At 73.5% G+C, this 26324-nt stretch carries 22 protein-coding genes and 1 tRNA gene; 11 read left to right on the forward strand and 12 right to left on the reverse strand.

The genetic code is table 11. The features are described from left to right. The first annotated feature begins 188 nt into the window (after positions 1-188). The 4 genes from ACZ6AA_RS17265 (at position 189) to ACZ6AA_RS17280 (ending at position 4329) form a co-directional block, all read left to right on the forward strand. Positions 189-1109: a maleate cis-trans isomerase family protein gene (locus ACZ6AA_RS17265; RefSeq protein WP_468449874.1), complete on the forward strand. Its 921-nt coding sequence runs from the start codon at positions 189-191 to the stop codon at positions 1107-1109. After that, complete coding sequence (locus tag ACZ6AA_RS17270; protein WP_468449873.1) at positions 1106-1846, forward strand: maleate cis-trans isomerase family protein; 741 nt, start codon at positions 1106-1108, stop codon at positions 1844-1846. The genes ACZ6AA_RS17265 and ACZ6AA_RS17270 overlap by 4 nt, the downstream gene beginning before the upstream one ends. Positions 1847-2158: 312 nt before the next feature. Beyond that, the gene (locus tag ACZ6AA_RS17275; protein ID WP_468449872.1) at positions 2159-3271 is read left to right on the forward strand and encodes an LLM class flavin-dependent oxidoreductase; all 1113 of its coding nucleotides are present in this window, start codon (positions 2159-2161) and stop codon (positions 3269-3271) included. Positions 3272-3420: 149 nt separating this feature from the next. Next, the gene (locus ACZ6AA_RS17280; RefSeq protein ID WP_471458701.1) at positions 3421-4329 is read left to right on the forward strand and encodes a LysR family transcriptional regulator; all 909 of its coding nucleotides are present in this window, start codon (positions 3421-3423) and stop codon (positions 4327-4329) included. A 33-nt stretch (positions 4330-4362) separates the two neighbouring features. On the opposite strand, the gene ACZ6AA_RS17285 is transcribed toward ACZ6AA_RS17280, so the two are convergent. Beyond that, a complete protein-coding gene (locus ACZ6AA_RS17285; RefSeq protein ID WP_468483276.1) occupies positions 4363-6222 on the reverse strand; it encodes a putative bifunctional diguanylate cyclase/phosphodiesterase in 1860 nt (619 codons plus the stop codon). 394 nt (positions 6223-6616) lie between these two features. On the opposite strand from ACZ6AA_RS17285, the gene ACZ6AA_RS17290 reads away from it, so the two are divergent. Beyond that, the gene (locus tag ACZ6AA_RS17290; protein WP_471458969.1) at positions 6617-7843 is read left to right on the forward strand and encodes a M6 family metalloprotease domain-containing protein; all 1227 of its coding nucleotides are present in this window, start codon (positions 6617-6619) and stop codon (positions 7841-7843) included. 216 nt (positions 7844-8059) lie between these two features. Here ACZ6AA_RS17290 and ACZ6AA_RS17295 read toward each other — a convergent pair. From ACZ6AA_RS17295 to ACZ6AA_RS17325, 7 genes are all read right to left on the reverse strand, one after another. Continuing rightward, positions 8060-8133 (reverse strand) — tRNA-Lys (locus ACZ6AA_RS17295). Continuing rightward, entirely contained in the window at positions 8124-8762 is a 639-nt protein-coding gene (locus tag ACZ6AA_RS17300) for a bifunctional DNA primase/polymerase (RefSeq protein ID WP_471458703.1), read from the reverse strand. Before ACZ6AA_RS17300 ends, ACZ6AA_RS17295 begins: the two co-directional genes overlap by 10 nt. Before the next feature lie 116 nt (positions 8763-8878). Beyond that, positions 8879-9295, reverse strand: coding sequence for a hypothetical protein (locus ACZ6AA_RS17305; protein ID WP_468449868.1), 417 nt, complete (start codon positions 9293-9295; stop codon positions 8879-8881). A 485-nt stretch (positions 9296-9780) separates the two neighbouring features. Further along, positions 9781-11139, reverse strand: coding sequence for an AAA domain-containing protein (locus ACZ6AA_RS17310; RefSeq protein WP_468449867.1), 1359 nt, complete (start codon positions 11137-11139; stop codon positions 9781-9783). 43 nt (positions 11140-11182) lie between these two features. Then, positions 11183-12790 carry a hypothetical protein gene (locus ACZ6AA_RS17315; RefSeq protein ID WP_471458704.1) on the reverse strand — a complete coding sequence of 536 codons (1608 nt, stop codon included), beginning with the start codon at positions 12788-12790 and terminating at the stop codon, positions 11183-11185. Beyond that, the gene (locus ACZ6AA_RS17320; protein ID WP_471458706.1) at positions 12781-13944 is read right to left on the reverse strand and encodes a hypothetical protein; all 1164 of its coding nucleotides are present in this window, start codon (positions 13942-13944) and stop codon (positions 12781-12783) included. The genes ACZ6AA_RS17315 and ACZ6AA_RS17320 overlap by 10 nt, the downstream gene beginning before the upstream one ends. Further along, the gene (locus ACZ6AA_RS17325; RefSeq protein WP_471458708.1) at positions 13844-14926 is read right to left on the reverse strand and encodes a phosphatase PAP2 family protein; all 1083 of its coding nucleotides are present in this window, start codon (positions 14924-14926) and stop codon (positions 13844-13846) included. The genes ACZ6AA_RS17320 and ACZ6AA_RS17325 overlap by 101 nt, the downstream gene beginning before the upstream one ends. Before the next feature lie 226 nt (positions 14927-15152). On the opposite strand from ACZ6AA_RS17325, the gene ACZ6AA_RS17330 reads away from it, so the two are divergent. Beyond that, positions 15153-15749, forward strand: coding sequence for a histidine phosphatase family protein (locus ACZ6AA_RS17330; RefSeq protein WP_405664080.1), 597 nt, complete (start codon positions 15153-15155; stop codon positions 15747-15749). A 58-nt stretch (positions 15750-15807) separates the two neighbouring features. Here the strand turns inward: ACZ6AA_RS17330 and ACZ6AA_RS17335 are convergent, their stop codons facing one another. Continuing rightward, entirely contained in the window at positions 15808-17256 is a 1449-nt protein-coding gene (locus ACZ6AA_RS17335; RefSeq protein ID WP_468483279.1) for a tetratricopeptide repeat protein, read from the reverse strand. 327 nt (positions 17257-17583) lie between these two features. On the opposite strand from ACZ6AA_RS17335, the gene ACZ6AA_RS17340 reads away from it, so the two are divergent. Next, the gene (locus ACZ6AA_RS17340; RefSeq protein WP_468449863.1) at positions 17584-18066 is read left to right on the forward strand and encodes a hypothetical protein; all 483 of its coding nucleotides are present in this window, start codon (positions 17584-17586) and stop codon (positions 18064-18066) included. Positions 18067-18237: 171 nt separating this feature from the next. Then, complete coding sequence (locus ACZ6AA_RS17345; RefSeq protein WP_468449862.1) at positions 18238-19098, forward strand: spermidine synthase; 861 nt, start codon at positions 18238-18240, stop codon at positions 19096-19098. A gap of 27 nt (positions 19099-19125) precedes the next feature. On the opposite strand, the gene ACZ6AA_RS17350 is transcribed toward ACZ6AA_RS17345, so the two are convergent. Further along, the gene (locus ACZ6AA_RS17350) at positions 19126-19677 is read right to left on the reverse strand and encodes a hypothetical protein (protein WP_468449861.1); all 552 of its coding nucleotides are present in this window, start codon (positions 19675-19677) and stop codon (positions 19126-19128) included. Between the two features lie 178 nt (positions 19678-19855). Between ACZ6AA_RS17350 and ACZ6AA_RS17355 the strand changes: the two genes are divergently transcribed. The 3 genes from ACZ6AA_RS17355 (at position 19856) to ACZ6AA_RS17365 (ending at position 23808) form a co-directional block, all read left to right on the forward strand. Beyond that, positions 19856-20554, forward strand: coding sequence for a response regulator transcription factor (locus ACZ6AA_RS17355; protein ID WP_468483280.1), 699 nt, complete (start codon positions 19856-19858; stop codon positions 20552-20554). Positions 20555-20582: 28 nt separating this feature from the next. After that, a complete protein-coding gene (locus ACZ6AA_RS17360; protein ID WP_468449859.1) occupies positions 20583-22001 on the forward strand; it encodes a sensor histidine kinase in 1419 nt (472 codons plus the stop codon). A gap of 412 nt (positions 22002-22413) precedes the next feature. After that, entirely contained in the window at positions 22414-23808 is a 1395-nt protein-coding gene (locus ACZ6AA_RS17365; protein WP_471458711.1) for a glycoside hydrolase family 18 protein, read from the forward strand. A gap of 121 nt (positions 23809-23929) precedes the next feature. Here ACZ6AA_RS17365 and ACZ6AA_RS17370 read toward each other — a convergent pair whose 3' ends face one another. Both ACZ6AA_RS17370 and ACZ6AA_RS17375 read right to left on the reverse strand, forming a co-directional pair. Next, a complete protein-coding gene (locus ACZ6AA_RS17370; RefSeq protein WP_468449857.1) occupies positions 23930-25369 on the reverse strand; it encodes a GH1 family beta-glucosidase in 1440 nt (479 codons plus the stop codon). An 81-nt stretch (positions 25370-25450) separates the two neighbouring features. Next, entirely contained in the window at positions 25451-26323 is an 873-nt protein-coding gene (locus ACZ6AA_RS17375) for a carbohydrate ABC transporter permease (RefSeq protein ID WP_468449856.1), read from the reverse strand. Position 26324 lies beyond the last annotated feature (1 nt).

Below are 26324 nucleotides of genomic sequence, written 5' to 3' on the forward strand. Positions count from 1 at the left end.
TCGTCAACAGAAGCAGTTCAGCTCAGGCACCACAGGGACGGGCACGCTGAGTGCTCCCTCCCTCGCGCACGGTGTGCTCGCCGCACACGCACCCCCGTCCCGACGTCCCGGCGCGTCGCGCGCCGCCAAGCTCCAATTCCGGCCCCCGGCCGGCCCTGTCCCTGCACGCACGAACTTAGGGCCTGCTCATGGACGTCACTTCCTTTTCCACCCTCGGCGGACCACACCCTCAGCGCGGTGTCGGTGTCGTCGCACCCTTCGACTTCGCCCTCGACCGGGAGCTGTGGCGCTGGGTCCCGGACGAGGTCTCCCTGCATCTGACGCGTACGCCGTACGTGCCCGTCGAAGTCAGCCTCGACCTGGCCCGCCTGGTCAGCGAGCACGAGACCCTGGCCGAGGCGGTGCGCGCGCTCACCGCCGCCGAACCCGAAGTCCTCGCCTACGCCTGCACCTCGGGCAGTTTCGTCGGCGGCATCGCGGGCGAGCGCGCGATGTGCGAGGCCATGTCGCGCGAGGGCTCGGTCGCCTCCGTGACGACGTCCGGCGCCCTGCTCGAAGCGCTCGACGAGCTGGACGCGCGGCGGATCGCCCTGGTCACGCCCTACACCTGGTCGGTGACCCAGTCCCTGGAGGAGTATCTGGCCGAGGCGGGCGTCTCGGTCGTGGGCCGCGCCTATCTGGGCCTGACCCGGCACATCTGGAAGGTGCCCTACCGCGACGTGGCCGACATGGCGCGGCAGGCGGCGTCCGGCCCCGTCGACGCGCTGTTCATCAGCTGCACGAACCTGCCCACGTACGACGTCATCCCGCAGCTGGAGGCGGAGCTGCGGATGCCGGTGATCTCGGCGAACCAGGTCACGATGTGGTCGTCCCTGCGCAAGCTGGGTACGCGAGCCGTGGGGCCCTACCAAGCGCTGATCAACGCGGGCGCGCGGCCGGGCACCGCGGAGTACGGCGCCCTCGACGCACTCGCCGAGCCGCCCGTGTCGCCCGCGGTGCCGCCGGCCGCGGCGCCCTCCGACAGCCTGCCCGACCCGCCCGGGGGACCGTCAGGGCCCGCGGAACCCACCGGGCCCGCAGGACCGACCGCCGAAGGAGGCTGGACTTGACCGCACTCGGATTCCTCTATCCCGGACACTCGGCCGAGGACGACTACCCCCGCATGGAACAACTCCTCGACTCCGACATCCGCCTGCACGTCGTGCACACGGACATCGGAGAGGACGCGCACCGTGTCGACGCGCTCCTGGAGATGGGCTCCGCGGCGCGGCTCGCCGCCGGGGTCGAGGACCTGCGGCTCACCGGTGCGGAGGCCGTCGTCTGGGCCTGCACCAGCGGAAGCTTCGTCTTCGGCTGGGACGGGGCGCACGACCAGGTCCGGGCGCTGGCCCGTGCCGCCGGGCTGCCCGCCTCCTCCACGTCCTTCGCCTTCGCCCACGCGGTACGCGAGCTGGGCGCCGAGCGCGTCGCCATCGCCGCGACCTACCCCGAGGACGTGGCCCACCACTTCTCCGCCTTCCTCAAGGCCGCGGGGGCCGAGGTCGTGGCCATGCGGGGCAGCGGCATCATCACCGCCGCGGAGGTCGGCACCTGGGGCTGGGACGAGGTCCTCGCCCTCGCCCGCGCGGGCGACCACCCCGACGCGGCCGCCGTCCTCCTCCCCGACACCGCCCTCCACACGGCCGCCCACATCCAGCCCCTGGAGGCCGAACTCGGCAAGCCGGTCCTCACCGCCAACCAGGTCACTGTCTGGGAAGCCCTCCGCCTGGCCTCCCGCCGAGTGAACGCCCCCACCCTCGGCACCCTCTTCACGAAGGAACCCGTGGTCCAGATCCGAGACCGGTAGCCCGGCTGGGAGCTCCCCAACCCCGCCCCTTCCCGATCCTGGGGGCTCCGCCCCCAGGCCCCCGCTCCTCGAACTCCCCCAAGCTCTTAAGGAGCAGGGGGGACCCCCACGAGGGGCTGGATATAGCCCGTCCGGCGTTTGAGGACGAGGCGCGAAGCGCCGACAAGCGGGGGTCCAGGGGGCGGCAGCCCCCGGTTTCGGAGAAGGGGCGGGACTGGGGCGTCCCACGCGGGAATAAGCGGAGCCCCCCTCCTGTTCGACCCTGCGTACCGCAAAGACGCAGGCGAAGACGGCGAGAACAAGGAGGCCCCGGTGACGGTGGAGCAGAGCGGCGGCGACGGCGACGAAATCCGGGCCCCGAGGCACGGCGACGCCCCCACCCCACTGTCCGTACTGGACCTGGTGACCGTGGGCGCGGGCCGCACGGCGACCGACGCGCTGCACACCAGCGTGGCCCTGGCCAAGCTGGCCGAGTCCCGCGGCTACCACCGCCACTGGGTGGCGGAACACCACTCGATGCCGGGAGTGGCCTCCTCCTCCCCGGCGGTGATCCTCGCCCACCTGGCAGCCCACACGACCCGCATCCGCCTCGGCTCAGGCGGCGTGATGCTGCCGAACCACGCCCCCTTGGTCATCGCGGAGCAGTTCGGCACGCTGGAGGCCCTGGCCCCGGGCCGAGTGGACCTGGGCCTCGGGCGGGCCCCGGGCACGGACGGCGCGACCGCCGCGGCCCTGCGCCGCACGGACCGCCTGAACGAGGGCGCGGACGACTTCCCCCAGCAGCTCGCGGAGCTGACCCGCTTCCTGGACGACGACTTCCCCGACGGCCACCCCTACGCCCGCATCCACGCGGTCCCGGGCCCCGTCCAGTCCACCTCCCCCGGCGGCGTGCAGTCCCCGCACCGCCCGCCCGTCTGGCTGCTCGGCTCGTCCGGCTTCAGCGCCCGCCTCGCGGGCACGCTCGGCCTGCCCTTCGCCTTCGCGCACCACTTCTCCGCGCAGAACACGATCCCGGCCCTCGACCTGTACCGCGAGTCGTTCCGCCCGTCCGCCGTCCTCGACGCCCCGTACGCCCTCATCGGCGTCTCGGCGCTCGCGACGGACGACGAGAAGGAGGCCCGCCGCCAGGTGCTGGCGGCCGCCCTGAACATGGTCCGCCTGCGCACCGGCCGCCCCGGCCTCGTGCCGACGCCGGAGGAGGCCGAGGCACACCGGTTCACGGAGATGGAGCGGGACTTCATCACGAGCTGGAACTCCAACGTCGTCCACGGCACCGCCGACCAGGTCCGCACGGGCCTCGACGACCTCGCCAAGCGCACCGGCGCCGACGAGCTGATGCTCACGGCCAACGCGCACAGCGGCGACGTACGCCTGCGCAGCTACGAACTCATCGCGGACGCCTACGGACTGCCGAACCCCGCCTGACCCGCGGCCCGCACACCGCGAGGGAGGGTGCCGCCCCGACGGGGGTGGGGGCGGCACCCGAACTCCCCTCACCCGCAAGGACCTTGGCGCGTCCGGCCCGCCGCCACCCCACGGCCCCCGCGCCCCACCCGCTTCCCTAATCTGTCGCCATGGACATGGACACCCGCCTGCTGCGCAGCTTCACCGCCGTCGCCCAGGAGGGCGACCTCAGGCGTGCCGCCGACCGCCTCTTCCTGTCGACGCCCACGCTGACCCGTCAACTCAGGCGCCTGGAGACGCAGTTGGGGACGGAGTTGTTCACGCGGTCGCGCGCCGGGATGGCCCTGACGGACGCGGGCGCGGCACTCGCCGCCGCCGCGCCCGCGGTGCTGGACGCCTGGGACGCGGCGCTCTGCTCCACGCGGGGCGCGGCGGCGCGCGCGGACCGGGTCCTGCGGGTGGGCTTCGTGACCGACGGGGCGGACGGGCTCGCGCGCCGGAGCGTCGCCGAGTTCGCGCGCCGCAGACCCGGCTGGCGGGTGCGTCTGACGCAGGCCGCGGCGGACGACCCGACGGCGGGCCTGGCCACGGGCGCCGTCGACGCGGCGCTGCTGCGGCTGCCGTTTCCCGGCCAGGAGGCCCTGGACGTCGAGGTGTTGCTGACCGAGTCGCGTCACGTCGCGCTGCCCGCCGCGCACCGCCTGGCCGCGTACGAGGAGGTCGACTTCGCCGAACTCCTCGACGAGCCCTTCGTCGCGGCCCCGCCGGAGTCCGGCTGGTGGCGCGACCACTGGCTGGCGACGGACGCACGCGACGGCCGCCCGGCGAAGATCGGCGCCGTCGCCCGCACCTTCGAGGCGTGGCTGACCGCCATAGCGGACGGCGAGGGCGTGTCCCTCGCCTCGGCGGCCACGGCCCGCTCCTGCCACCGCCCCGGCGTGGTCTACCGCGTGGTGCGCGGCATCGGCCCGTCCCAGGTCGGCGTGGCGCGCACCCGGGGCACCCAAGTCCCGCAGGAGGTAAGGGACTTCGTACAGGCATGCGTCACCGCGCGCGACGAGCCGGAACCCGCGGAGTGACCGGGGGCGGCACGCGCGCCGCGGGGCCGAGTCTCACGCGCCCCGCGACCCCAGAAGTACGGAGATACGATCCGCCCCCACGGGCCGTGAGTACAGCCACCCCTGCCCGGTGTCGCACCCGATCCTGCGCAGCCGCTCCGCCTGCCCGGAGGTCTCCACGCACTCCGCGGTGACGGTGAGCCCGAGCCGGTGGGCGAGCTGCACCAGGGCCTCGACGATCACCTCGTCGGCGGGGTTGATGTGCGCGGACGCCGTGCCGTACTCGCCCTCGTCGTACTGGAATCCGCGGACGAAGGAGCCGTCCAGCTTCAGGACGGACACCGGGAGACGGCTGAGGTAGGCGAGGTTGGAGTAGCCGGTGCCGAAGTCGTCGATGGCGATGCGGACGCCCATGTCGCTGAGCGCCTGCAGGGCTTGCAGCGGCCGGCCCGCGGAGCCCATGACGGCGGACTCGGTCAGCTCCAGTTGCAGCAGTCCCGGCGCCAGGCCGGTCTCCGCCAGGATCTCGGCCACGTCCGCCACCAGGTCGGAGTCCCACACCTGGCGCACGGCGACGTTGACGCTCACGAACAGCGGCTCCCTGTCGGGGTGTTCGAGCTGCCACCGCCGGGCCTGGCGACACGCGGTCCGCAGCACCCAGCGGCCGAGCTGCACGATCGAGCCGTCTTCTTCAGCAAGTCCGATGAACCGATTCGGCGTGAGCAGTCCGAACTGCGGATGATTCCACCGTACGAGTGCCTCGACGCCGCGCACGTCGCCGCTCTCCAGGCATACCAACGGCTGGTAGTCCAGGACGAATTCGTCGCGCTCGACGGCGGGGCGCAGCGAACTGGCGAGCGCCTGGCGGGTCATGCGGTGGGCGTTGCGCTCGGGGTCGAACAGCGTCCAGCGGGCCTTGCCGTCGGCCTTCGCCCAGTACAGCGTGGTGTCGGCGGCCTGCATCAGGCCGGTGGTCGTGGTGCCCGCGGCGCGCCGCTCGACGACACCGATGGAGGCCGACACCGAGAGCCGCTGCCCGGACAGGTCGAAGGGTTCCTGAAGGGCCCTGAGGACCGTCTCGGCGAGTTCGGTGAGCTGGTCGGTGCCGGTGGAGTCCTCCACGAGCAGCGCGAACTCGTCGCCGCCGAGCCGGGCGACCAGCGGCGCCGACGCCCTGCCGTATCCGGCGCGGTCGGCGAGGGCGGTGAGCCGCTCGGCGACGGCGGCGAGCAGCCGGTCGCCGACGCGATGGCCGAGCGTGTCGTTGACCGCCTTGAACCCGTCGAGGTCCAGATAGCACAGACCGATCCGGCCGGTGCTCGTGTCGTCGTACGACCCCGCCTCCAGCGCCGTGGCCAGGCGCTCGAAGAACAGCGCGCGGTTGGGCAGCCGGGTCACCGGGTCGTGCATCTGCAGATGCCGCAGCCGGGCCTGCAGATCGCGGCGCGCGCTGATGTCGGCGGCGGCGAGCAGGACGCTGCCCGCGCCGCGCCGCTCGGCCCCGCCGGGCAGCGGCGACGCGGTGATCTGCGTCCACAGCGAGTGCCCGTCGGGGTGTTTGAGGCGGCGGGTGCAGCGGAGCTTGGCCTGCCGGCCGCGGAGCACCTCGCGGTACGCGTGCCAGGTGCGGGCGTCGGACGCGAGGTCCACCAGGTCGGCGGCGACCCGGCCGGTGAGGTCGGCGGCATCGGCGCCGAGCAGTTCGGCCAGCGCCTCGTTGGCGCTGACGACCAGGCCCTCGCGGTCCACGACGGCGAGGGCCAGGGGGGCCGCGGCGAAGGCGGCGCGGTAGTCGGCGGCGTACTGGGCGAGGGGCCCGGTCGGGCCCGATTGGTGACGCTCTGTGACGGCAGGCCGGGCGCGGCCGGGGTCTGCGACCGCTGTGGCGGTCGGCCCTTGTGAGGTTCCGTTCACCGCTTGCTCCCGCAGTGCAATTGATGTCGAGCAGGTCGATGGGCCCCGAATCCTGGCGGGTCTGGGGAGGCGGTCGGCCGTTTGGGGGGCGGCCGACGGGGCCGGGAAAGTGTGCCGATCATAGAGGCAGGCCGACGGCCCGTTCCAGCCGTACCACGCCCCGCGAGGGCCCCCAAGGCGACCGACAGATCGTTTCTGCTCGGCCCTGTACAGGCTTCTTTGCTGCTCGACCGCTTGTGACAGCCGGTGAGCGGCCGGAGTGTCGCATCCTGGCCGATCCTCACTCGACCGGGTCAGACAAACAGGGCGAAGTATGACAAAGCATCACAGGGTGGGTGAGGTGTCTCGCATTCCGCACCCGGAGGTCGACGTGGAGCGTCAGCTCCCCCCTTGGATGCTCACCCGTGGAGGGGAGCGGCCGCGGCTGCGCACCGCGGGCATCCTCTTCACCTGCCTGACCGCTCTGGCCGCCACCTCACTGGTCGCAGGGCCGGCGATCGCCCACGGCGAGGCGGGCCCGTGCGCCCTGCGGCGCACGCCCGCGCACCACTCGGAAGGCCTCGACACCTGGAACGGCGCCTATCCGCGCCCCTCCCGCACCCTCGACGCCGTCATGGTCTTCCTCTCCTTCCCGGACTCCCCGCCGCTGACGACCCCGCGGGAACTCGCGGCCGACCACTTCCCGGCCACCAGCGACTTCTTCGCCCAAGCCTCCTACGGGAGGTTCCGGCTGCGCGCCCATCCGCAACACGAATGGGTGGAAATGCCGGAAGATTCCACGATGTACGCCATAGAGCGGGACTGGGACCCGCAGCACCGCGCGTCCTACCTCCGGGACGCCGTCGCCGCGGCCGATCCGCGCGTGGACTTCTCCGCGTACGACATCGTGTACTTCGTCGCCGATCCGGACGCGCCCGGCGTGAACTCGGACGCCACGAAGGTCGTGAACTTCGACCGTCCGATGCGGGCCGACGGCACCGGCATCCGCCGCATCGTCACCGTCTTCGAGCGCCATCCGCCGGACCGTAACGTCCTCGCCCACGAGACCGGCCACGTCTTCGACCTGCCCGACCTCTATCACCGGCCCACCGACGGCAAGGGTGACTGGGACACCCACGTCGGTGACTGGGACGTCATGGGCAGCCAGTTCGGCCTGGCTCCCGAGCTGTTCGGCTGGCACAAGTGGAAGCTCGGCTGGCTCGGGCCGCGCCAGGTGGTCTGCGTGGACGGCGGCCCGCGGCGGCTGACCCTCGACCCGCTGGCCGCCCCGCCCGTTCCGGGCGGCGTGGGCGCCACCAAGCTCGCCGTGGTCCGCACGGGCCGGGGCAGCGCCGTTGCCATCGAGGCGCGGGGTGCCGTGGGCAACGACCAGGGCACCTGCAGCGAGGGCGTCCTCGCCTATCACGTCCGCAACGAGACGGCCTCCGGCCGGGGGCCCGTCGAGGTCATCGACGCCCATCCCGACTCGGAGGCGTGCGACACGGAGTCGGTCTACCCGCCGCTGGCGGACGCGCCGGTACGAGTGGGGGAGGCCTTCACGGTGCCCGGCGAGCAGATCCGCATCGAGGTCGAGTCCAGAACCCCCTCCGGCGCCTGGACCGTCAAGATCACCCCCACGTGACCCAGCAGACCACCCAAATGTTCCGGCCCCCGACCGAAATGTTCCGGCCCCCGACCGCCCAGCCGGGAGGGGGTACCCAAACGCCCCGGTCCCCAGGCCGACCCAAAGGGGGGGTGTGGGTGGCGAAGCCCCCACAACGCGCGGCGAAGCCGCGCAAAAACGACGATACCGACGCATGTCCACGCTTTTTGTGGACATGCGTCGGTATCGGTGTCGTGCGCCGCCAGGGACTCGAACCCCGGACCCGCTGATTAAGAGTCAGCTGCTCTAACCAACTGAGCTAGCGGCGCCTGCTGACGTCGTAGACCTTAGCATCCTGATCGCCGCGAGGAAAAATCGATATACGCACCGCGGATCCGGCTGCGGCGCGGGCCGCGCGGACGCAGGCCCAGAGCACTACGTCGGGTCCGGGGAGCCAGGGGCGGCGGGTGTCGGGGGTGACCAGCCAGCGCGATCCGAGCCGGTCGTCGGGGCCTGTGCCGTGGCTCGCGGTGAGCGGGGGCACGGTCACCGCGTCGCCTGCGCCGTGGCAGAGCAGGGCGGGGACCGCGGGGCCCCATTCCTCCCACTCCAGGAGCGAGGGGAGGCGGCTGGCCGTGCCCGGGGCCGTGAAGAGCAGCATGCGGCCGCGGTACGTGGCCACGGGGCCCGAGCCGGGGCCCTCGTGCCATAACCGGTCGACCATCCGCCGTCCGAAGACGCCCGGCACGCTGACCACGTCGAAGGCTGTGCCGCAGGACAGGACGGCCGGGGTGGTGGGGCGGGCGCGCCAGTCCGCGAGGGCCCTGTGCGGATACGTTTCGGCGGAGGTGAGCCAGGCTGCGCCCGCGGGGGTGACGTCGTGGGCGTTGGTGGGGGTGCCGGGGGCGTGGGGGGTGGCGGGGGTGTGGGGGGTGAGGGTGAGGGGGGAGCTGCTCATGTCGATAGATCTACCGGGTGTGAGCGGGTGATCTCGCAGAGTTGCCGGAATCCGGGACAGCGGCCGGAGGTGTGGGGTACCTTGCCCCACCGGCATATGCCAACGGATCCTCCGGCTCAGTGGGCCCCGGGCTCCGTCGCCGAATCCGTCGGGTCCGTCGTCCCTGTCGGGCTCGAACTCGATCCCGACGCCTCGGGGTCGCCGCGCAGGAGTTCGCGGCCGAACTCGATCATTTTCTTCGCGTAGTCCTCGGTCCACTCGGCGCGTTCCGCGATGTCCGCCGGGGTGAGGCGGTCGAAGCGGCGCGGGTCGGCGAGCTGGGCGGCGGCCAGGGCCTGGAACTCGACGGAGCGGTCGGTCGCGGCGCGGAAGGCCAGGGTCAACTCGGTGGACCTGGCGAGGAGTTCGCGCGGGTCGTCGATGGACTCCAGGTCGAAGAAGTGCTCGGGGTCGGCAGTGGCTTCCGCGGGCTCGAAGAGGAGCGGTGCGGGGCGCATGCGCTGGCTGGACCGGGGCCGCGAGGGCTCCGCCATATCGTTTTCCTCTCGTCGTACGCCGCGTGGCCGCATCCATTGTCCCTCCCCACGCAAGAGGTCCGCGCGCCGCGCGTGGGGGTTGCGGTCCTTCGCCCTCGCTTCGGTTCGTGGGGCGGGGCCGTGCCGGTATGTCCGTGCTCGCGTGTGCCTCATCGCCAACGTTTTGCTTTACGCCCGTCGTGGTGGGCCGAGCTGCGCGCGGACATACCGGCACGTCCCCTCCGGTTCGGATGGCGGCGATCGGTCCGGTGGGGGTGCCCGTTCGGCCAACGGTCCGGTGGGGGGTACCCGTCCGGCCAACGGTCCGGCGGGGTGCGGTCACTACCAACTGCCCCCCAACCCTGTGGGCAGCTGGGCCGCGCAGAGGGCGATGGGGGTCCCCCTGCTCGAGCGGAGCCGAGAGCTTGGGGGAGGGTGGGCACAGCCCAGGCCGACGGCACCCGTGACGTGGGGGGGGGAGGGCGACCCCCGGGTGCTCTGGGCTACGCGCGCCAGGGGACTTGGTGTTCCGCGAGACGCGAGAGGATTGCGTGGTTGGCTTCCCAGCCGTCGGGGAACTTGACCGTGACGCCCAGCTGGACGGGCTCCGTGGAGGGGTGGTCGTCCAGGAGTGTGTCGACTCCCGCCCGGCACACGACGATGCACGCGTGCCGGTGCCGGGACGTGAGCACACACAGCCGCCCCGTCTCCAGGTGGAAGGCCGTGGCGTCCGGCCGCCCGGACAGGGGGTGGAGCACGACGGTCACGTCGAACTCCCGCCCCTGGAGCCGATTGGCGGTGTCGACGGTCACGTCCACCACACCGAGTGCGGCGAGCGCCCCGCGTACAGCCGCGGCCTGATCCCGATGCGCTGTCCCGACGGCGATCCGGTCGGCCGTGAGGGGGACGGGCTCGGGCGCCCGCTCGGACGTCGCGGCCCCGCCCCGGTCGAGCAGCCGCCGCACCACGAGGGCGACGGCCCGGACCGCCTCGGGGTCCGTGCGCGGAGTGTTCCGGGCGGGCAGTTCGAGCAGGCCCCACCCGGAGAGGGCCGCCTCGTCGATGACCCGGTCGGGGCCCGAACCGTCGGACGGGACACCGAAGTTGAGGGACCGGTCGGCGTGACCTGTGCCGCTGCGGAAGGGCGTGTAGGGGTAGAACGCGTCGGAGACCAGCGGCGCGGCCGACGCGGGCAGCCGCCACGACACGGGCAGCCGATGCTGCGGCAGCCCGGGATTGTGGGCGAGGAGCGTGGTCACCGCACTGGCCGAGGGATCGTACGCGAGCCCCGCCCACTGCTCGGCCTCGGCGATGGCGAAGGGGTCCAACTGCCCCGGGTCGCCCACGAACAGGGCCCGTTCGAAGAGCCCGGCGACGGCGAGCAGGGCGTCCGACCGCATTTGGTACGCCTCGTCGACGATGGCGTGCCGCCAGGGCTCGACGTCCTTGACGTGCCCCCACTTCGCGGCGGTGGACACGACGACGTCGAGCCCGGCGAGGTCGCCGACCTTCGCGGACTTGCGTACGTTCGCGAGCGCGTCGAGCGCCTTGTCGTACGGGTCGGGGTCGCTGCTGTGCAACCGCCCGACGGGCAGTTCGGGGTTCTTCTCGGCGAGGCGCAGGACGAGGTCGTCGACCTGGGCGTTGGTCTGGGCGACGACCATCAGGGGGCGCCCCGCCGCGGCCAGTTCGAGGGCGGCGCGGACCACGAGGGTGGACTTCCCGGCGCCGGGCGGCGAGTCGACGACGACACCCCGGTGCGCGCCGTCCAGCGTGTCGCGCAGGATCGCGTCGGTGGCCCGGGCGGCTTCCGCCCCGGGGTCGAACGGCGCGGGGCTCGCGTCGAGGGGTGCCGGGCTCACAGGGTGTCCTCCGGGGTGGCGGGGGCGGCGGGGGCCACGGGCGTCACAGGATGTCCTCCGCTGTCACGGGGTCGGGCCGCTCGCCGACGGGGGCGCTGAGGGCGGGCGTCGTCTCCGGGGGACCGCCGTGCGTCCACGGGGTGTCCTCCGGGTCCGGGAGGCGCGGCCCGCCCCGCTGCTCGTGCTCGAAGAGCGTCCAGCACAGGCGGTCGCCCACCTCCGGCACGGAACCGGGCTCGGGCTCCTTGCCGCGGCCCATCTTGTCCAGGAGCCGCAGGACGAGCCCGCCGTCGGCGTCGTGGGTGACGAACTGGAAGGACTGGGGCTTGCCCGCGAGGGAGCGGTAGGCCTTCACGCCCTCGTCGAGCTGGGGGCGGTCGGCGGTGCGGACGGTGACCAGGGGGCGGGGGCGGGGCGAGCGGCCCTCGCTGTACGCCATGACGACGTCGGTCACCTCCCCGGCGAAGGCCTCGCCCGCGAGCCGCCGCCCGGCCATGACCAGCGGGTCGTCCAGGGCCTCCTGGGCGTCGAGCCGGGCCTGCTCGCGCTCGCGGGTGGCGAGCTTGTTCGCGGCGGTGACCGCGTCGTCGACGCGGGGCTGCGGCGGCTCACCGGCGGCGACACGGTCGCGGTGCCCGGTGAAGGACCAGCGGTCGCCGCGCCACCGGTCCACGGCGCTCGGCGCCTCGGGCAGCGTGCACAGCGCGTCCAGGCCGCGCCACACCGCGTCCCAGGTGGGCCGGGTGCGGCTGGCCACCAGGGCGTCGATCTCGCGCTCGGCGGCGCCGAGCGAGGCGAGCAGCGCGTCCGCCTCGATGCCGTCCGCGGCGGCGGCCAGGGCGGTGCGGGCCCGGTCGTGGCGCTCGATGGCCGGGGCGAGGAGCTGGTTGTCGAACGCCGGGTCCGTGGCGGGCCCCGCGGGCGGGCACAGCAACTGCCCGTCGGCGTCCCTGGCCAGCTCCGCGCGGAGCGCCGCGTCCGCGCCGGACGTCCCCTCGGGCGCCTCGATCCACGCGAGCAGCGCGCCCAGGTGCTGTTCCTCGAGGGACGACTGGCCGGTGGCCCAGTGCCGGGACAGCAGGTCGGTCATGGCGAGCAGCAGCGACGAGCCGGGCACACGGGACCGCTCGCCGTAGTGCGTGAGCCAGCGCCCGAGCAGCGGCACGCGCGGGGGCGCGGGATACGGCGCGTCCGGATCCTGCTCGGCGGTCCGCCGGAACCGCATGGAGCGGCCGAGCAGCCGTACGAACTCGATGCCCGCGCGGCTCGGCACGATCAGCTGCGGGGCGTCCGCGCACAGCTCGACCTCGACCTTGACGCGCTTGCCGGTCTCCGGGTCGGTCTCGGTGCGCTCGGCGGCCTCGACGTCGTCCGCGTACGACTCGACGTACGGCAGCAGGATCTCGGCGAGCCGGGACAGGAATGCGAAGCGCAGGTCGCGGTCGCGGGGCTGGGCCACCGTGAGCAGCCGGGGGGCCGTGCGCTCCGTGCCGATCAGGGCGCCGAGCGGGGCGCCCGCCTCACCGGCGGTGATGAGCGGCACGAAGACGAGGGGGCGCTGGGAGAGGTGCCGGTGCCGGACGGTGGCCCTCGGCTGGGCGCGGCCTGTGGTGGCGGCGTCGAGCCGGGCCAGGTTGTCGATCAGGGACAACGCACACCTCCGGCGAGCGCCTCCGCGCGCAGCGCGCCCGCGCGGCGCAGCGCCGCCACCGCCGGGTCGTCGGCGTCGCCCGCCTCGCCCCGGGCCGCGGCGAGCGCCTCGTCGATGGTGGCGAGCGTGCCGAGGTCGGCGCGCAGGGAGCGGCCGAGTGAGGTCAGCTCGCCCGCCGCGCGGGCCCGGTCGCGGCAGTGGAAGGCCAGCTCACAGGCGGCCAGGCACTCGGGGGCGTACGTCGCGGGGACCGCGTCGACCGCGGCGGCCAGCTCGGCGGCGGGCCGCGTCACGTCGAACGTCGTGCCGGGCGGGAGCGTGGCCGCGATGTCCTCGACGCGGGTCAGGCGGGACAGCTGGCGGCGGGTGACGGCGAGCTGCTTGCGGACGTCCACGGGGGACGCGGCGGGCAGGTTCGAGAAGTCCTTGGGGCAGACGAGGAGCGCGCGGTGGCGCACCTGGGGCGCGGGGTCGAGGCGCCGCGCGACCTGCTCCAGGGCGAGGACGTACACCGCGGCCTGGCGCGCCGCCGCGCCCACCTTCGCCGCGTCCGCCGCGCCGTCGATCATGGGGAAGGACTTGATCTCGACGACCGTCCAGGTCCCGTCCGGCGCCACGACCACGGCGTCCGGTTCCAGGAAGGCGGGCGTGCCGGCGACGTCCAGGGCCAGCATCGGGTGGTCGAGCAGCGTCCAGGCCCCGGCGGCCGAGGCCTCGTCCAGGGCGAGCTCCGTGCGGGCCGCGCGGCCCTCGGGCCCGGCCGCAGTGAGGTCCGGCACGCTCGCCGCACCGGGCTCCGGCTCAGGGCCGCCGCCCAGGCACGCGTGCGTGAGGCGCAGCAGCTCCGTGCCCCCGTCGGCCTTCACGCGCGCCTCGAAGGCGTGCCCCCGCATGAACGCGAACTGCGACTGCCCGAAGCCCGAGGGCGAGCCGAGCGCCTCGGCGAGCGCCGCCTTGGGCACGCCCGCGCCGTCCAGGAGCGCGCGCCGCCCGCAGCCCGGGTTCGCCGCGAGCGCCGCCAGCGCGCGGGCGTCCAGGGACTGCGGCGGTACGTCAGGTCCGCGCAGCTCCGCGAGCCGGTGTCTGAGCGCTGTCCCCGGTGTCCGCGGCGCGGCCCGCGGGTCTGGCGCCCTTGTTCCCGCGGGGCTTGCCACCCGGCTTGGCGGCGGACTTGCCGCCCGGATCGGTCCCGAGCTTGCGCTGATGGGGAATTCGCTCACCCGCCGAAGTCTGGCATCCGGCACTGACAATCGAGGAGTCAGTGGCGGCTGGGGCGGTGGTGGCTTCCGCGGGGGCCTCGGCGCGCCCCGCAGTGCGTGCGGCGAGCGCGGTCGCGACGACCGGCCGCAACCGGGCCTTGACCCGGGCCGCCCCGCGCTGCACCGGCCGGACGAGCAGCAGGCCGATCCCCATCACGGCCGCGCCCGCGACCGCGTCGAGGAAGTAGTGGTTGGCGGTGCCCATGACGACGATGGTGGTGAGCAGCGGATAGGCGATGGCGATGGCCTTCACCAGGGGCGTGCGGCCGTAGCGCCACAGCACCACACCGCACCACAGCGACCAGCCGACGTGCAGGCTGGGCATCGCCGCGTACTGGTTGGTCATGCCGCCGAGCCCGCGCGGGGCGCTGGCCTGGCCGCCCCACCAGCCCCAGTCGCTGTACTGCGCCATCGTGTCGACGAAGCCGTGCTTGCCGTCGAGGAGGCGCGGCGGGCAGGTCGGCATCAGCGTGAAGCCGATCAGGCCGATGAGCGTGGACACCATCAGCCAGGTGCGGGCGGCGGCGTAGTGCACGGCCTTGCTGCGGAACAGCCAGATCAGCACCAGGGGTGTGACCAGGTAGTGCAGCGAGGCGTACCAGAAGTCCGCCGGAACGCCGATGGAGGTGTGGGCCGTGAACAGCCGGTTGAGCGGATGCTCCAGGTTCAGGTTCAGGGCCTTCTCGACCCGCAGGATGTCCAGGCCGTGGCCCACGGCCGTCGTGACGTCCCCGCGCGCGAGCAGCCGCCCGGCGGAGTAGGCCCCGTACACCAGGAGGATCAGCGGCAGCTCCGTCCACCAGCGCAGGCGGAGTGGGGACGTCAGGCCCTCGGATATGCCGCGGCTGCCGGCGCCCTTTGCCTCGGTCTGCGGCATCCGGTGGGTCCCCCATCTCATTCGCGCTGTTCCCGCTCTGTTCTCGCGGCGTACGGCCGCTGGGTCACTTTACGGCGTACGCGAAGGCCGATGAGCCATCCCCCTGTGCCTCAAAGACGCAGAGATCGCCGCCCGGGTTGCGCTTTCGCGGTGTGAGTGATGATGGAAGGAACGGACAGGTGACTGTCCCTTTTTGTCCTTGCATGTCCCTCTAGAAAGGCTTCTCATGGCACCGCGCATCCTGCTGGCCCGGCACGGACAGACCGAGTGGTCGCTGTCCGGAAAGCACACCGGCAGGACGGACATCCCGCTCCTCGAAGAGGGCAGGCGCGGCGCCAAGCTCCTGGGCCAGCGGCTGCACCGGGCGCCCTACGACGGCCTCCCGGGAGTCGAGGTGCGCACCAGCCCGCTGTCCCGCGCGCGGGAGACGTGCGAGCTCGCCGGGTTCGGCGACCGGGCCGCCGAGTGGGACGCGCTGATGGAGTTCGACTACGGGGCGTACGACGGACTGACCCCCGCCGACATCCAGGCCCTGCGCCCCGGGTGGTTCATCTGGCGGGACGGGGTTCCGGACGGCGAGACGCTGGCGCAGGTGTCCGCGCGCGCCGACGAGGTGGTCGCCTGGGCCCGCGAGGCCGACCGGGACGTCCTCGTGTTCGCCCACGGCCACATCCTGCGCGTCATCGGCGCCCGCTGGCTCGGCTACGACATCGAGTTCGCGTCCCGCATCCGCCTCAACCCGACGTCCCTCTCGGTCCTGGGCTGGGCCTACGGAGAGCCCGCCCTGGAGTCCTGGAACGAGACGGGCCACCTCGCCGGATAAACCGTCGTCCACGCGCGCGTGCGCGATGTCGTCATCCACGCGCGCGTACGCCGTGCCGTCATCCACGCGCGCGTGCCGCGTGCCGCTCCAGGAAGTCCGTCACCTCGGCGGCCCGCCGGTGCGGCAGCAGCAGCCGGGCCGTGGTCGCGAGCATGCACGCGATCCGCGACGACTGCACCTCGTCCAGGAGGGCGAGGACCCGCACGCCCGCCGCCGCGGCCTCGTCCGGGCGGCCCGCGCGGGCCAGGTCGTCGGCGAGCTCCGCGGTGTACAGCGCGATGTTCCGCGTGAACTCCGGCGTCCGCTCCGCCGCCACGCCCGCGGCGCGCTGCGCGTGCCGGGCCGCGCGCTCCCACTGCCCGAGCGCCGACCAGCACTGCGCCTCGAGGCCCGCCAGCTCGGCGTCGCCGTAGAAGGTCATCCACTCCGGGTCGGCCTCGGCCGGGCCGCGGTCGAACAGGGCGTGCGCGCGGGTGAGCGCCTGGCGGCAGCCCGTGCGATCGCCGAGCCCGGCCCAGCCGCCCGCCTCGCGCAGCGCGAGCAGCGAGAGGAACCGGGGCGACTCCAGGTGCCGGGCCGCCCGCGCCGCGGCCTGCGCCGCCCGCACCGCCTCCCGGGGCCGGCCCGCGTCCCTGGCCAGGAACGCCGTGTTGCAGAACGCGTGCGCCTCCAGGGCGGGGTCCCCGGCCATCCGGGCCGTCGCGAGCGCCTCCGCGTAGTGCGAGCGGGCGTCGTCGAAGCGGCCCGAGTCGTGCGCGAGCCAGCCCACGGAGATGGCAAGCTCGCCCGCGCCCGAGTACAGCCGCGCGGACGCCGCCTGCCCGGCCTGCCGGGTGGTGCCCGCGTCGAGCAGGGCGTAGGCGGTGCGCAGCGGGGCGGCCGCCCGCTGGTAGAGGCCGTCGGCGCCGTGCCGGTCGTCGAGCAGGCGGATCTCGCGGACGGCCTCCTCGACGGCGTTCACCTCGTGCTCGTCCGCCGCGCGGAACCGGCGGGGCTCGCGGGCGCGGGCCTCGGCGGCGCCGTCCAGCGGGAGCCCGAAGGACCCCAGGGAGGCGACGGCCACGGTGGCCGTGCCGCTGGTCATGAATGCGCGACGCCGCACGTCGCTCTCCTCGGTGCTGAAGGTGTTGTCGCTGTCACTGGCACGCGGGTACCTCGGGTCGTGGCCGTCATGCGGGCAGCCGGTGGCCGCCCCGCGCGCGTCCCCGGCGGCCCGCGCCCCCCGCCCCCGGACGGCCGCGCGCGGCGCGAAGCCCAGGTCCGTCAGCGTCCGGCCGGGGAACATGTGCAGGAACACCCGTTCGTACGCGTAGTTGGGGCAGCGGATCTCGCCCGCCTCCACGCGGCCGACGTACCGCGCGTCGCAGCTGACCCGCTCGCCGATCTCGCGCGCGGCCCGCCGCACCGCGGCCGCGAACTCGCCCGGGGAGCGCTGCCCGCGCAGCTGCCGGAACGCGACATTCGGACGCGGAGGCGGAGTTGACGATGCCGATGACGACGACGCCATGCCGGATCCTCTCGCTGAAGACCGTGCTGGACCGTGGTACGCCGTCCCGCGCCGTCGGCCACCGGTACGCCGACCGGAGCCGACCGGTGCGGGCTGTTCCGGCTTGTTCCGGCTCGTTCCGGCGGAGCAAGAACGTACTAGCTGTGAACCGGCCACCACGCGGAGTTTGGCTACAAACCGGATATCTCACCCGTGATCTGCCATGAACTGCCATCCTTTGCGGCGGCGTGGCGCCGTAGCCGTTGACACCCCGGCGCGTTGAACCATGCGGAGAGGGAGCGACGCCGCTTCCGCCCTTGCGAGGAGGTTCCCTTGTTGGAATTCGGCATGGAGAACAGCGAATCCGGGGGCGCGCTGACGACGGCCCGGCACTGGCCGAGCCAGGACCGCAGCGCGGGGCCCGGCTGTACGGGCCTTGACGGTTATGAGGACCCCGACGGTCACGAGGAGTGCGATCTCGTGACCGTTCCCGCGCGCCAGGGGCTCGAGGCCGTCGACATTCTGCGCCGGGGGGCGGGGGGCGAGGCCGTGGGGCCCGTCCTGCACGACGGCGGGTGCGACACGCTCGGCTTTCTCGTGCCGCCCGGCACCGCGGACGGGTGGGATCTGCCCGGCAGCGCCTGTACCCAGACCTTCGGGCGTGGAGTCGCCGTGGCCCGGGACCCCGATCCGGTGCCCGCGCCGCCCGTCGCCGGGACGGGGTGGCTCGTGCCGCCGGGGGAAACGGACCCCGTGACCGACCCCGCTGTGCTGCGGGCCGCGCTGGGGGAGGCCGCTCGCATGATCGAGGCCGCGGACAACTGCCGTTGAGGGTGCGGGCGGGGTGCCTGGGCCGGTACAGGGGGCTGCGCCCCTTGCCCCGCCTTTCGCCGCTGCGCGGCTCGTCCTCAAGCGCCGGACGGGCTGATATGGCTCGGCTTGGCGTCGGGGCTGAATACGTCCGGGCGGGCGGGGGCGTAGCCGCCCGGCGATAATGAGCCTGTGGCAAGGAACAGGCGGGGGCAGCAGGCGCGGGAAGCGGTCGTCGAGGAAGTTGACGGAGGGCTTGCCGAGCTGATGCCCGACCGGGAGCGGGCCCGGGGGTGGACCCTCCTTGTCGACGGTGCGCCGCAGTCGCACGTCGATCTTGACGATCCCGCCCACCTCGACTTCGAGTACCAGCGCAGGATCGGCCACATCATCGACCTCGTCGCCCCGCAGGGACGGCCCGTGCAGGTGCTGCACCTCGGCGGTGGCGCCCTCACCCTCGCCCGGTACGTCGCCGCGACCCGGCCCCGCTCCACCCAGCAGGTCGTCGAGCGCGACACCGCCCTCGTCCAACTCGTCCGCCGCGCCCTGCCCCTCGACCCCGGCGCCCGCATCCGCATCCGCGGCACCGACGCCCGCGCAGGCCTCGCGAAGACCCCCGACGGCTGGGCCGACCTCGTCATAGCCGACGTGTTCAGCGGCGCCCGCACCCCCGCCCACCTCACCACCGTGGAATTCCTCGGCGACGTCCGCAGGGCCCTGAAGCCCACCGGCTGGTACGCCGCCAACCTCGCCGACGGCCCGCCCCTCGCCTATCTGCGCGGCCAACTCGCCACCGCCGCCACCGTCTTCCCCGAACTCGCCCTCATCGCCGACCCCGCGGTCCTGCGCGGCAAACGCTTCGGCAACGCCGTGCTCCTCGGCGCCGGACAACCCCTGCCCATCGCCGAACTCACCCGGCGCAGCGCCAGCGACCCGCACCCCGCCCGGGTCGAACACGGGCCCGCGCTCGGCGCCTTCAGCGGCGGCGCGGCCGCCGTCACGGACGCCGGCGCCGTGGCGTCGCCCGCGCCCCCGTCGTCCGTGTTCCGCTAACCCTCGGCGTTCCCCGAGCCGCCCGGCTCAGTACGTGTTGATGTCCACCCGCGGCGCGTGGTCGTGCCACGTACAGAACACCGACACCCGGTCCGCGCCCGACGTGAACTCCACCCGGATCCACGTCGACGCCTTCCACACCTGCATCGACCAACCCGCCGACGGCGACGACGACACCAGCGTCGCGTAGGTGTCGCCGAGGTCGAAGACGACCCGGCCGCCGTCGGTGTTGTAGCCCTTCACGCTGCCCGAGGGGGAGGGGTGGGCGGGCTTCTTCGGAGGCTCGGCCGAGTGGTCCGGGGACGGGCTCCGGGGGTGCTCGGGGCTCTTCGTGGGGTCCGGGCGCTTCGACGTGGACGGGGCGCCGGACTTCGGGGGCCTGCTGCTCGACGTCGGCTCGGGGCGGTGCGTCGACGACGACAGGGGGTCCGCCGCGCGGTCGCCGGACACCAGGGGCAGGGCGCGCGGCGGATCGTACGCCGTGCCCGCCATCACCGTGTGCACGCCCCACCACGACAGCGTGACCGCCGCGCCCGTGGCGAGCGACCACGCGATCGCGTGTACGAGACCTCTGTGCATCGCGGGCCATAGTGCACCACCCGCCGTGCCCAGGACCAGGAGTTGAACCTTCCGCTTGGTCTCCGCGTGCGGTCCGGCGCGCGGCCCCGCACACGTTCAGGACCGGACATCGGACCCAAGTCCGGGCCAAAAGTCCCGCTCGGCACCCGTGTCCCCCGAATGGCGTACGGTGCCGCCCATGGCAAGTGTGCTCGTCGTCGAGGACGACCAGTTCGTACGCTCGGCCCTCATCCGGCATCTCACCGACGCCTCCCACACGGTACGGAGCGTCGGCACCGCCCTGGAGGCGCTGCGCGAGGTCGCCCATATCCGGTTCGACCTGGTCATCCTGGACCTCGGGCTGCCCGACCTGGACGGGGCCGAGGCGCTGAAGATGCTGCGCGGCATCACCGACGTACCCGTGATCATCGCGACCGCGCGCGACGACGAGGCGGAGATCGTGCGGCTCCTCAACGACGGCGCCGACGACTATCTGACCAAGCCGTTCTCCGTCGAGCACCTGTCCGCGCGGATGGCCGCGGTGCTGCGGCGCTCGCGCGGCTCCGGATCCGGCAACGGCGAGGCCACGCCCCGGCCCGTGCTCCAGGTCGGCGGCCTCACCGTCGACCCGCTGCGCCGCCAGGCCCAGTTGGACGGCGCCCGGCTCGACCTGACTCGGCGCGAGTTCGACCTGCTCGCCTTCCTCGCCGGGCGGCCCGGTGTCGTCGTACCGCGCAAGGAACTCCTCGCCGAGGTCTGGCAGCAGAGCTACGGCGACGACCAGACCATCGACGTCCATCTCTCCTGGCTGCGCAGGAAACTGGGCGAAACCGCAGCCAACCCCCGCTATCTGCACACCCTGCGGGGCGTCGGCGTGAAGCTGGAGCCACCGCTGTGATCCGCGCCCGGCGGGCGGGAGCCGCGCCGTGAGGTGGGCGCTCGTGCGGGTGTGCCTGGCCGTCACCACGATGGTCGTGGCCGCGTTCGCCGTCCCGCTGGGCCTCGTCATCCAGGAGATGGCCCGCGACCGTGCCTTCTCCGCCGCCGAACGGCACGCCGCCGGCATGGGCCCGACCCTCTCCATCACCACCGACCGCGCCCAGCTCACCCGGGCCGTCGCCACCTCCGAGGCGGGCGGCGACGGGCGGATGGCCGTGTACGTACCGGCCATCGGCGAGCAGCCGCCGCTCAGGATCGGCGAGCGCCGCGCCGCCGCCCGCGACGTGGCCGCCACCCGGGCGGAGGGGCGGGCCAGGACCGCGGGCGTGCCCGGCGGCTCCGCGCTGCTCCAGCCCTTCGGGCTGAGCTCCGGGGAGATCGCCGTCGTCGAGATCTTCGTGCCGGAGAGCGAGGTCAGCAACGGCGTGGCCACGGCGTGGCTGGTGCTCGCGGGCGTCGGCGTGGCGCTCATCATCGGGTCCGTCGCGGTCGCCGACCGCCTCGGCGTGCGCATGGTCCAGCCCGCCCGGCGGCTCGTCGGCGCCGCGCACGACCTCGGCGAGGGCAAGCTCGGCGCGCGGGTGCCGGAGGACGGGCCGACCGAACTGCGGCTCGCCGCCGTGGCGTTCAACTCCATGGCCGACCAGGTCGTCCAGCTCCTCGCCAACGAGCGGGAACTGGCGGCCGACCTGTCGCACCGCCTGCGGACACCCCTGACCGTGCTGCGCCTCAACGCCGCCTCGCTGGGCGAAGGGCCCGCCGCCGAGCAGACCCGCGTCGCCGTCGAGCGCCTCGAACGCGAGGTCGACACCATCATCCGCACGGCGCGGGACGCGAAGCCGCAGACGGCGGCCGGTGTGCACGTCGGGCCCGGCGCCGGGTGCGACGCCGCCGAGGTGATCCGCGAGCGGATGGGGTTCTGGTCGGCGCTCGCGGAGGACGAGGGGCGCGAGGCTCGGGTCGCGGGGGTGGAGCAGCCGGTGTGGATCCCGGTGGCGCGGGCCGAACTGGTCGCCGCCCTGGACGCGTTGCTCGGCAATGTCTTCCGGCACACGCGGGAGGGGGCGGCGTTCGCCGTGGACGTGCACAGCGGGGAGGACGCGGTGATCGTGCTCGTCTCCGACGCGGGGGACGGGATCGCCGACCCCGGGGCCGCCCTCGCCCGCGGCGGCTCCGGGGCCGCGACCGGCGCGACGGGGTCCACCGGCCTCGGCCTCGACATCGTCCGCCGCCTCGCGGAGTCCACCGGCGGCGATGTGCGCATCGGCCGCTCGGTCCTCGGCGGTACGGAGGTGCGCCTCTGGATCCAGCGGGATCCTCGGCGGTCCCTGGCCGGGGGGCGGCGGCGGGGGAGCGTGCGGCGACGGGGGCGGCGGTCGGCGTCGGTGGGGGGTGGTTCGGGCTGACGGGGGCTTCCCCGGTCCCGCCCCTTCTCCGAAACCGGGGGCTGCGCCCCCTGGACCCCGCTGATCGGCGCTTCGCGCCTCGTCCTCAAACGCCGGACGGGCTAGAACCTTGCCGCACCGGCGAAATATCCAGCCCCTCGTGAGGGTCCCCCTGCTCCTCAAGAGCTTGGGGGAGTTTGAGGAGCGGGGTCTGGGGCGGAGCCCCCCACGCGGCGGAGCCGCAGATCGACACAGCCGGGAAGGGGCGGGATCGGGGAAGAAGCCGACCCAACCTTTCCCCACCCCGATCCCACTCTTAAGCCCGCCCTAAGATCCACCCCCGGACCCGGGGAAGCCCCTTTTGTCGCGCCCACGCGGGGCTAACGTGCGGAGCGGTCCCACCCGCACCCCCCCGGAAAAGGCAGGCGCAGCCATGAGCACCCACCGTCGCAGGGTCACCGGCAGACAGAAGGCGATAGGTGCCGTCGTCACGGCGGCCGTCGTCGGTGGCGGTGCCTTCCTGCTGTCCAGTACGGCCCAGGCGGCCTCCGTCGGCGCCGCGTACACCAAGACCAGCGACTGGTCGGGCGGTTACACCGCGCAGTACGTCGTCAAGAACAGCACAGACAAGGCCCAGGCCGACTGGACGCTGGAGTTCGACCTGCCCGCGGACGCGAAGCTCAGCTCGCTGTGGAACGCCGAGCACAAGGTCGAGGGGCGCCGCGTCACCGTCACCCCGCCCAAGTGGGACAAGGAGCTGGCGCCCGGCGAGTCCCTGACGGTCGGGTTCGTCGTGTCCGGCGCCGCCGACCCGGTCAAGTGTCTGATCAACGGGGCCAAGTGCGCGGCCGACGACGGCGCGGCCCCGCGGCCCTCCGGCCGCCCCACCGAGAAGCCCACCCCGACCTCCACCCCGGGTGAGGGCACCGGCGGCAAGGGCGCCGCCAAGTTCGCCCCCTTCGTCGACACCTCCCTCGCCCCGGCCTACGACCTCCTCGACACCGCCGCGAAGACCGGCGTGAAGGAGTTCAACCTGGCCTTCGTCACCTCGGGCGGCGGCTGCGCACCCCTGTGGGGCGGCAGCACCGCGCTCGGCGACGACAAGGTGGCCGCCCAGATAGGTGATCTGCGCGCCAAGGGCGGCGACGTCCGCGTGTCCTTCGGCGGCGCGGCCGGCTCCGAACTCGGCCTGCGCTGCGACAGCGCGGGCGCGCTCGCCAAGGCCTACGGCAAGGTCATCGACGCGTACAAGCTCACCAAGGTCGATTTCGACATCGAGGGTGCGGCCCTGCCGGACACCGCCGCCAACTCCCGGCGCGCGCAGGCCATCGCCGCCCTCCAGAAGGACCACCCGGGGCTCGACGTCTCCTTCACGCTGCCGGTGATGCCCGAGGGCCTGACCCAGCCCGGCGTCGACCTGCTCGCCGACGCCAAGAAGAACGGCGTGAAGATCTCCGCCGTGAACATCATGGCCATGGACTACGGACCGGCCTACAGCGACGACATGGGCACCTACGCCACCCAGGCGGCGACCGCGACACAGGCGCAGATCAAGGGTGTCCTCGGCCTCTCGGACGCCCAGGCATGGAAGGCCGTCGCGGTCACCCCGATGATCGGCGTGAACGACGTCACCACGGAGGTCTTCAAGGTCGACGACGCCACCCAGTTGGTGAAGTTCGCACAGGACAAGGGCATCGGCTGGCTGTCGATGTGGTCCTCGACGCGCGACAAGGCCTGCGCGGGCGGCAACAACTCGGTGCAGCCGACGTGCTCGTCGATCGCCCAGGACCCCCTGGCGTTCACGAAGGCGTTCGCCGCCTACAAGTAGCCGCCCCCACGGCCGCTTTCCCCAAGAGCCACTGCATCCCCCCACACGCGCCCCGGCCGGACTTTCCCCCCACTCGGCCGGGGCGCACCCCTGCCCCCTGCCCCCCTGCCCGTCCGCCGCCTCACTCCTCGGCCGCGCGCAGCTCCCCGCTCGCCGCCACCTTCGCGTACCAGTGCGCGCTCGACTTCGGCGTCCGCGCCTGCGTCTCGTAGTCGACGTACACCGCTCCGAACCGCTTGCTGTAGCCGTACGCCCACTCGAAGTTGTCCAGGAGCGACCAGAGGAAATAGCCGCGTACGTCGGCGCCCGCGAGGATCGCCTCGTGCAGGGCGGTGAGGTGGCCGTGCAGATAGCGGATCCGGTCGGGGTCGTGGACCTGGCCGCCCGCGCCGGGCTTGTCGTCGTAGGCCGCTCCGTTCTCCGTCACGAAAAGGGGAACCCCGGGGGCCTGAGCGGTGTACTCAAGGAGAAGGTCCTTCAGGCCGGTGGGGTCCACCGGCCAGTCCATGGCGGTGAGTTCACCGGGCGCCCGGTGGAAGGAGACGGAGTCGGCGCCCGGCCAGGGGGAGTGGTCGGCGGCGCCGTGCCCGTCCAGGCGCGGTCCGGCCGCGGGCGGGGCGGCCGACACGACAGCGGGGGAGTAGTAGTTGATGCCGAGGAAGTCCAGCGGCTGCCGGGCGGTGGCCAGGTCCCGGTCGCGCACGAAGGACCAGTCCGTGATCCGCGCGGTGTCGGCGAGCAGATCGTCGTCGTACGTCCCGCGAAGCATCGGCCCGGTGAAGACGCGGTTGGCGAGCGCGTCGATGCGGCGGCGCGCGTCGAGATCCGCGGCGGACGAGGTCAGCGGGCGCACGGCGCTCGGGTTGAGGCAGACGCCGACCCGGGCGCGGGTCGGCAGCGCCGCGCGCAGCGCCCGGGCGCCCAGGCCGTGGGCGAGGTTGAGGTGATGCGCCGCGCGCAGGGCGGCCGCCGGGTCGGTGCGGCCGGGCGCGTGCACACCCGAGCCATAGCCCAGGAAGGCGCTGCACCAGGGCTCGTTGAGGGTCGCCCACAGCTCCACGCGGTCGCCGAGCGCCCCGGCGACGATGCCCGCGTACTCCTCGAAGCGGTAGGCGGTGTCCCGCTCCGGCCAGCCGCCGCCCGCCGGGGAGCCGCTGGGGAAGGCCGACTCCAGCTCCTGGGGCAGGTCCCAGTGGTAGAGCGTGACCATCGGCGTGATGCCGTGCGCGAGCAGCTCGTCGACGAGCGCGCGGTAGAAGTCGAGCCCGCGCTGCACAGCGGGCCCGCGCCCGGTGGGCTGCACCCGCGGCCAGGACACGGAGAAGCGGTACGCGCCGATCCCGAGGTCGGCCATCAGCCGCACGTCGTCGCGCCACCGGTGGAAGTGGTCACAGGCCACGTCCCCGGTGTCCCCGCCGAGCACCTTGCCCGGCGTATGACTGAAGGTGTCCCAGATCGACGGCGTCCTGCCGTCCGCCCGCACCGCCCCTTCGATCTGGTACGCGGCGGTGGCTGCGCCCCACAGAAAGGAGGACGGGAATCGCAGGTTCGCGTGGGTCATGGAAGCGCTCCCATGGGTCGGACGGAAAGGTCGGTGCACGTCGGGCCAGGACGGCGGTGCGGTGAGGGACGGCGGTGCGGGTCACCCCTTCACCGCGCCCTGCATGATGCCGCCCACGATCTGTTTGCCGAACAGGACGAAGGCGATGAGCAGCGGCAGCGTGCCGAGCAGCGCGCCCGCCATGATCACGGACTGGTCGGGGATCTGGCCCCGGCCGAGACCGGCGAGGGCCACCTGCACGGTGGGTTCGCCGCCCTGGGTCAGCGCGATGATGGGCCAGAAGAAGTCGTTCCAGGCCATGACGAAGGTCAGCATGCCGAGGACGGCCATGGCGGGCCGCGCCGCGGGGAACACCACGTGCCAGATCAGCCGCAGACTGCTGGCCCCGTCGACCCGGGCGGCCTCGATCACCTCGGTGGGCAGCGCCTCGATGAGGTACTGCCGCATGAAGAACACCCCGAAGGCGCTCACCAGGGTCGGCAGGATCACCGACTGCAGCTGATCGGTCCAGCCGAACTCGGCCACCATCATGAACAGGGGTACGACACTGAGCTGCGGCGGCACCATCATCGTGCCGATCACCAGGAGCAGCAGCAGCCCCCGGAAGCGGAAGCGCAGCTTGGCGAAGGCGAAGCCCGCGAGGGTGGAGAAGAGCACGGTGCCCACGGTGATGGTGCCCGCCACCACCAGGGTGTTGAGCAGGGCCGTGCCCATATTGGCGTCGGTCCAGGCGATCTCCAGGTTCTTGAAGAGGTTCCCGCCGAACCAGAAGGGCGGGGGTGTCTCGGCGAGCCGCGTGTTGTTGCGGGACGCGGCGATCGCGGTCCACACCAGGGGGAAGAGGGAGCCGATGGTGAACAGGATCAGTACGGCGTAGGCCACCTTGCCGCCGTGCAGTTGGCGCCCGGCGCCACGCTTCTTGACGCGTGTACCGCGTTTCTTGAGGCTTGCCACG

The sequence above is a fragment of the Streptomyces sp. NPDC040610 genome (genome assembly GCF_055594065.1).

What these genes read in the sequence shown, in the direction of transcription:
- ACZ6AA_RS17265 (WP_468449874.1), top strand. Translation starts at nt 189, where the DNA reads ATGGACGTCACTTCCTTTTCCACCCTCGGCGGACCACACCCTCAGCGC.
- ACZ6AA_RS17280 (WP_471458701.1), top strand. Translation starts at nt 3,421, where the DNA reads ATGGACATGGACACCCGCCTGCTGCGCAGCTTCACCGCCGTCGCCCAG.
- ACZ6AA_RS17290 (WP_471458969.1), top strand. Translation starts at nt 6,617, where the DNA reads ATGCTCACCCGTGGAGGGGAGCGGCCGCGGCTGCGCACCGCGGGCATC.
- ACZ6AA_RS17300 (WP_471458703.1), bottom strand. Translation starts at nt 8,762, where the DNA reads ATGAGCAGCTCCCCCCTCACCCTCACCCCCCACACCCCCGCCACCCCC.
- ACZ6AA_RS17305 (WP_468449868.1), bottom strand. Translation starts at nt 9,295, where the DNA reads ATGGCGGAGCCCTCGCGGCCCCGGTCCAGCCAGCGCATGCGCCCCGCA.
- ACZ6AA_RS17325 (WP_471458708.1), bottom strand. Translation starts at nt 14,926, where the DNA reads ATGCCGCAGACCGAGGCAAAGGGCGCCGGCAGCCGCGGCATATCCGAG.
- ACZ6AA_RS17330 (WP_405664080.1), top strand. Translation starts at nt 15,153, where the DNA reads ATGGCACCGCGCATCCTGCTGGCCCGGCACGGACAGACCGAGTGGTCG.
- ACZ6AA_RS17335 (WP_468483279.1), bottom strand. Translation starts at nt 17,256, where the DNA reads ATGGCGTCGTCGTCATCGGCATCGTCAACTCCGCCTCCGCGTCCGAAT.
- ACZ6AA_RS17340 (WP_468449863.1), top strand. Translation starts at nt 17,584, where the DNA reads ATGGAGAACAGCGAATCCGGGGGCGCGCTGACGACGGCCCGGCACTGG.
- ACZ6AA_RS17350 (WP_468449861.1), bottom strand. Translation starts at nt 19,677, where the DNA reads ATGCACAGAGGTCTCGTACACGCGATCGCGTGGTCGCTCGCCACGGGC.
- ACZ6AA_RS17355 (WP_468483280.1), top strand. Translation starts at nt 19,856, where the DNA reads ATGGCAAGTGTGCTCGTCGTCGAGGACGACCAGTTCGTACGCTCGGCC.
- ACZ6AA_RS17365 (WP_471458711.1), top strand. Translation starts at nt 22,414, where the DNA reads ATGAGCACCCACCGTCGCAGGGTCACCGGCAGACAGAAGGCGATAGGT.
- ACZ6AA_RS17370 (WP_468449857.1), bottom strand. Translation starts at nt 25,369, where the DNA reads ATGACCCACGCGAACCTGCGATTCCCGTCCTCCTTTCTGTGGGGCGCA.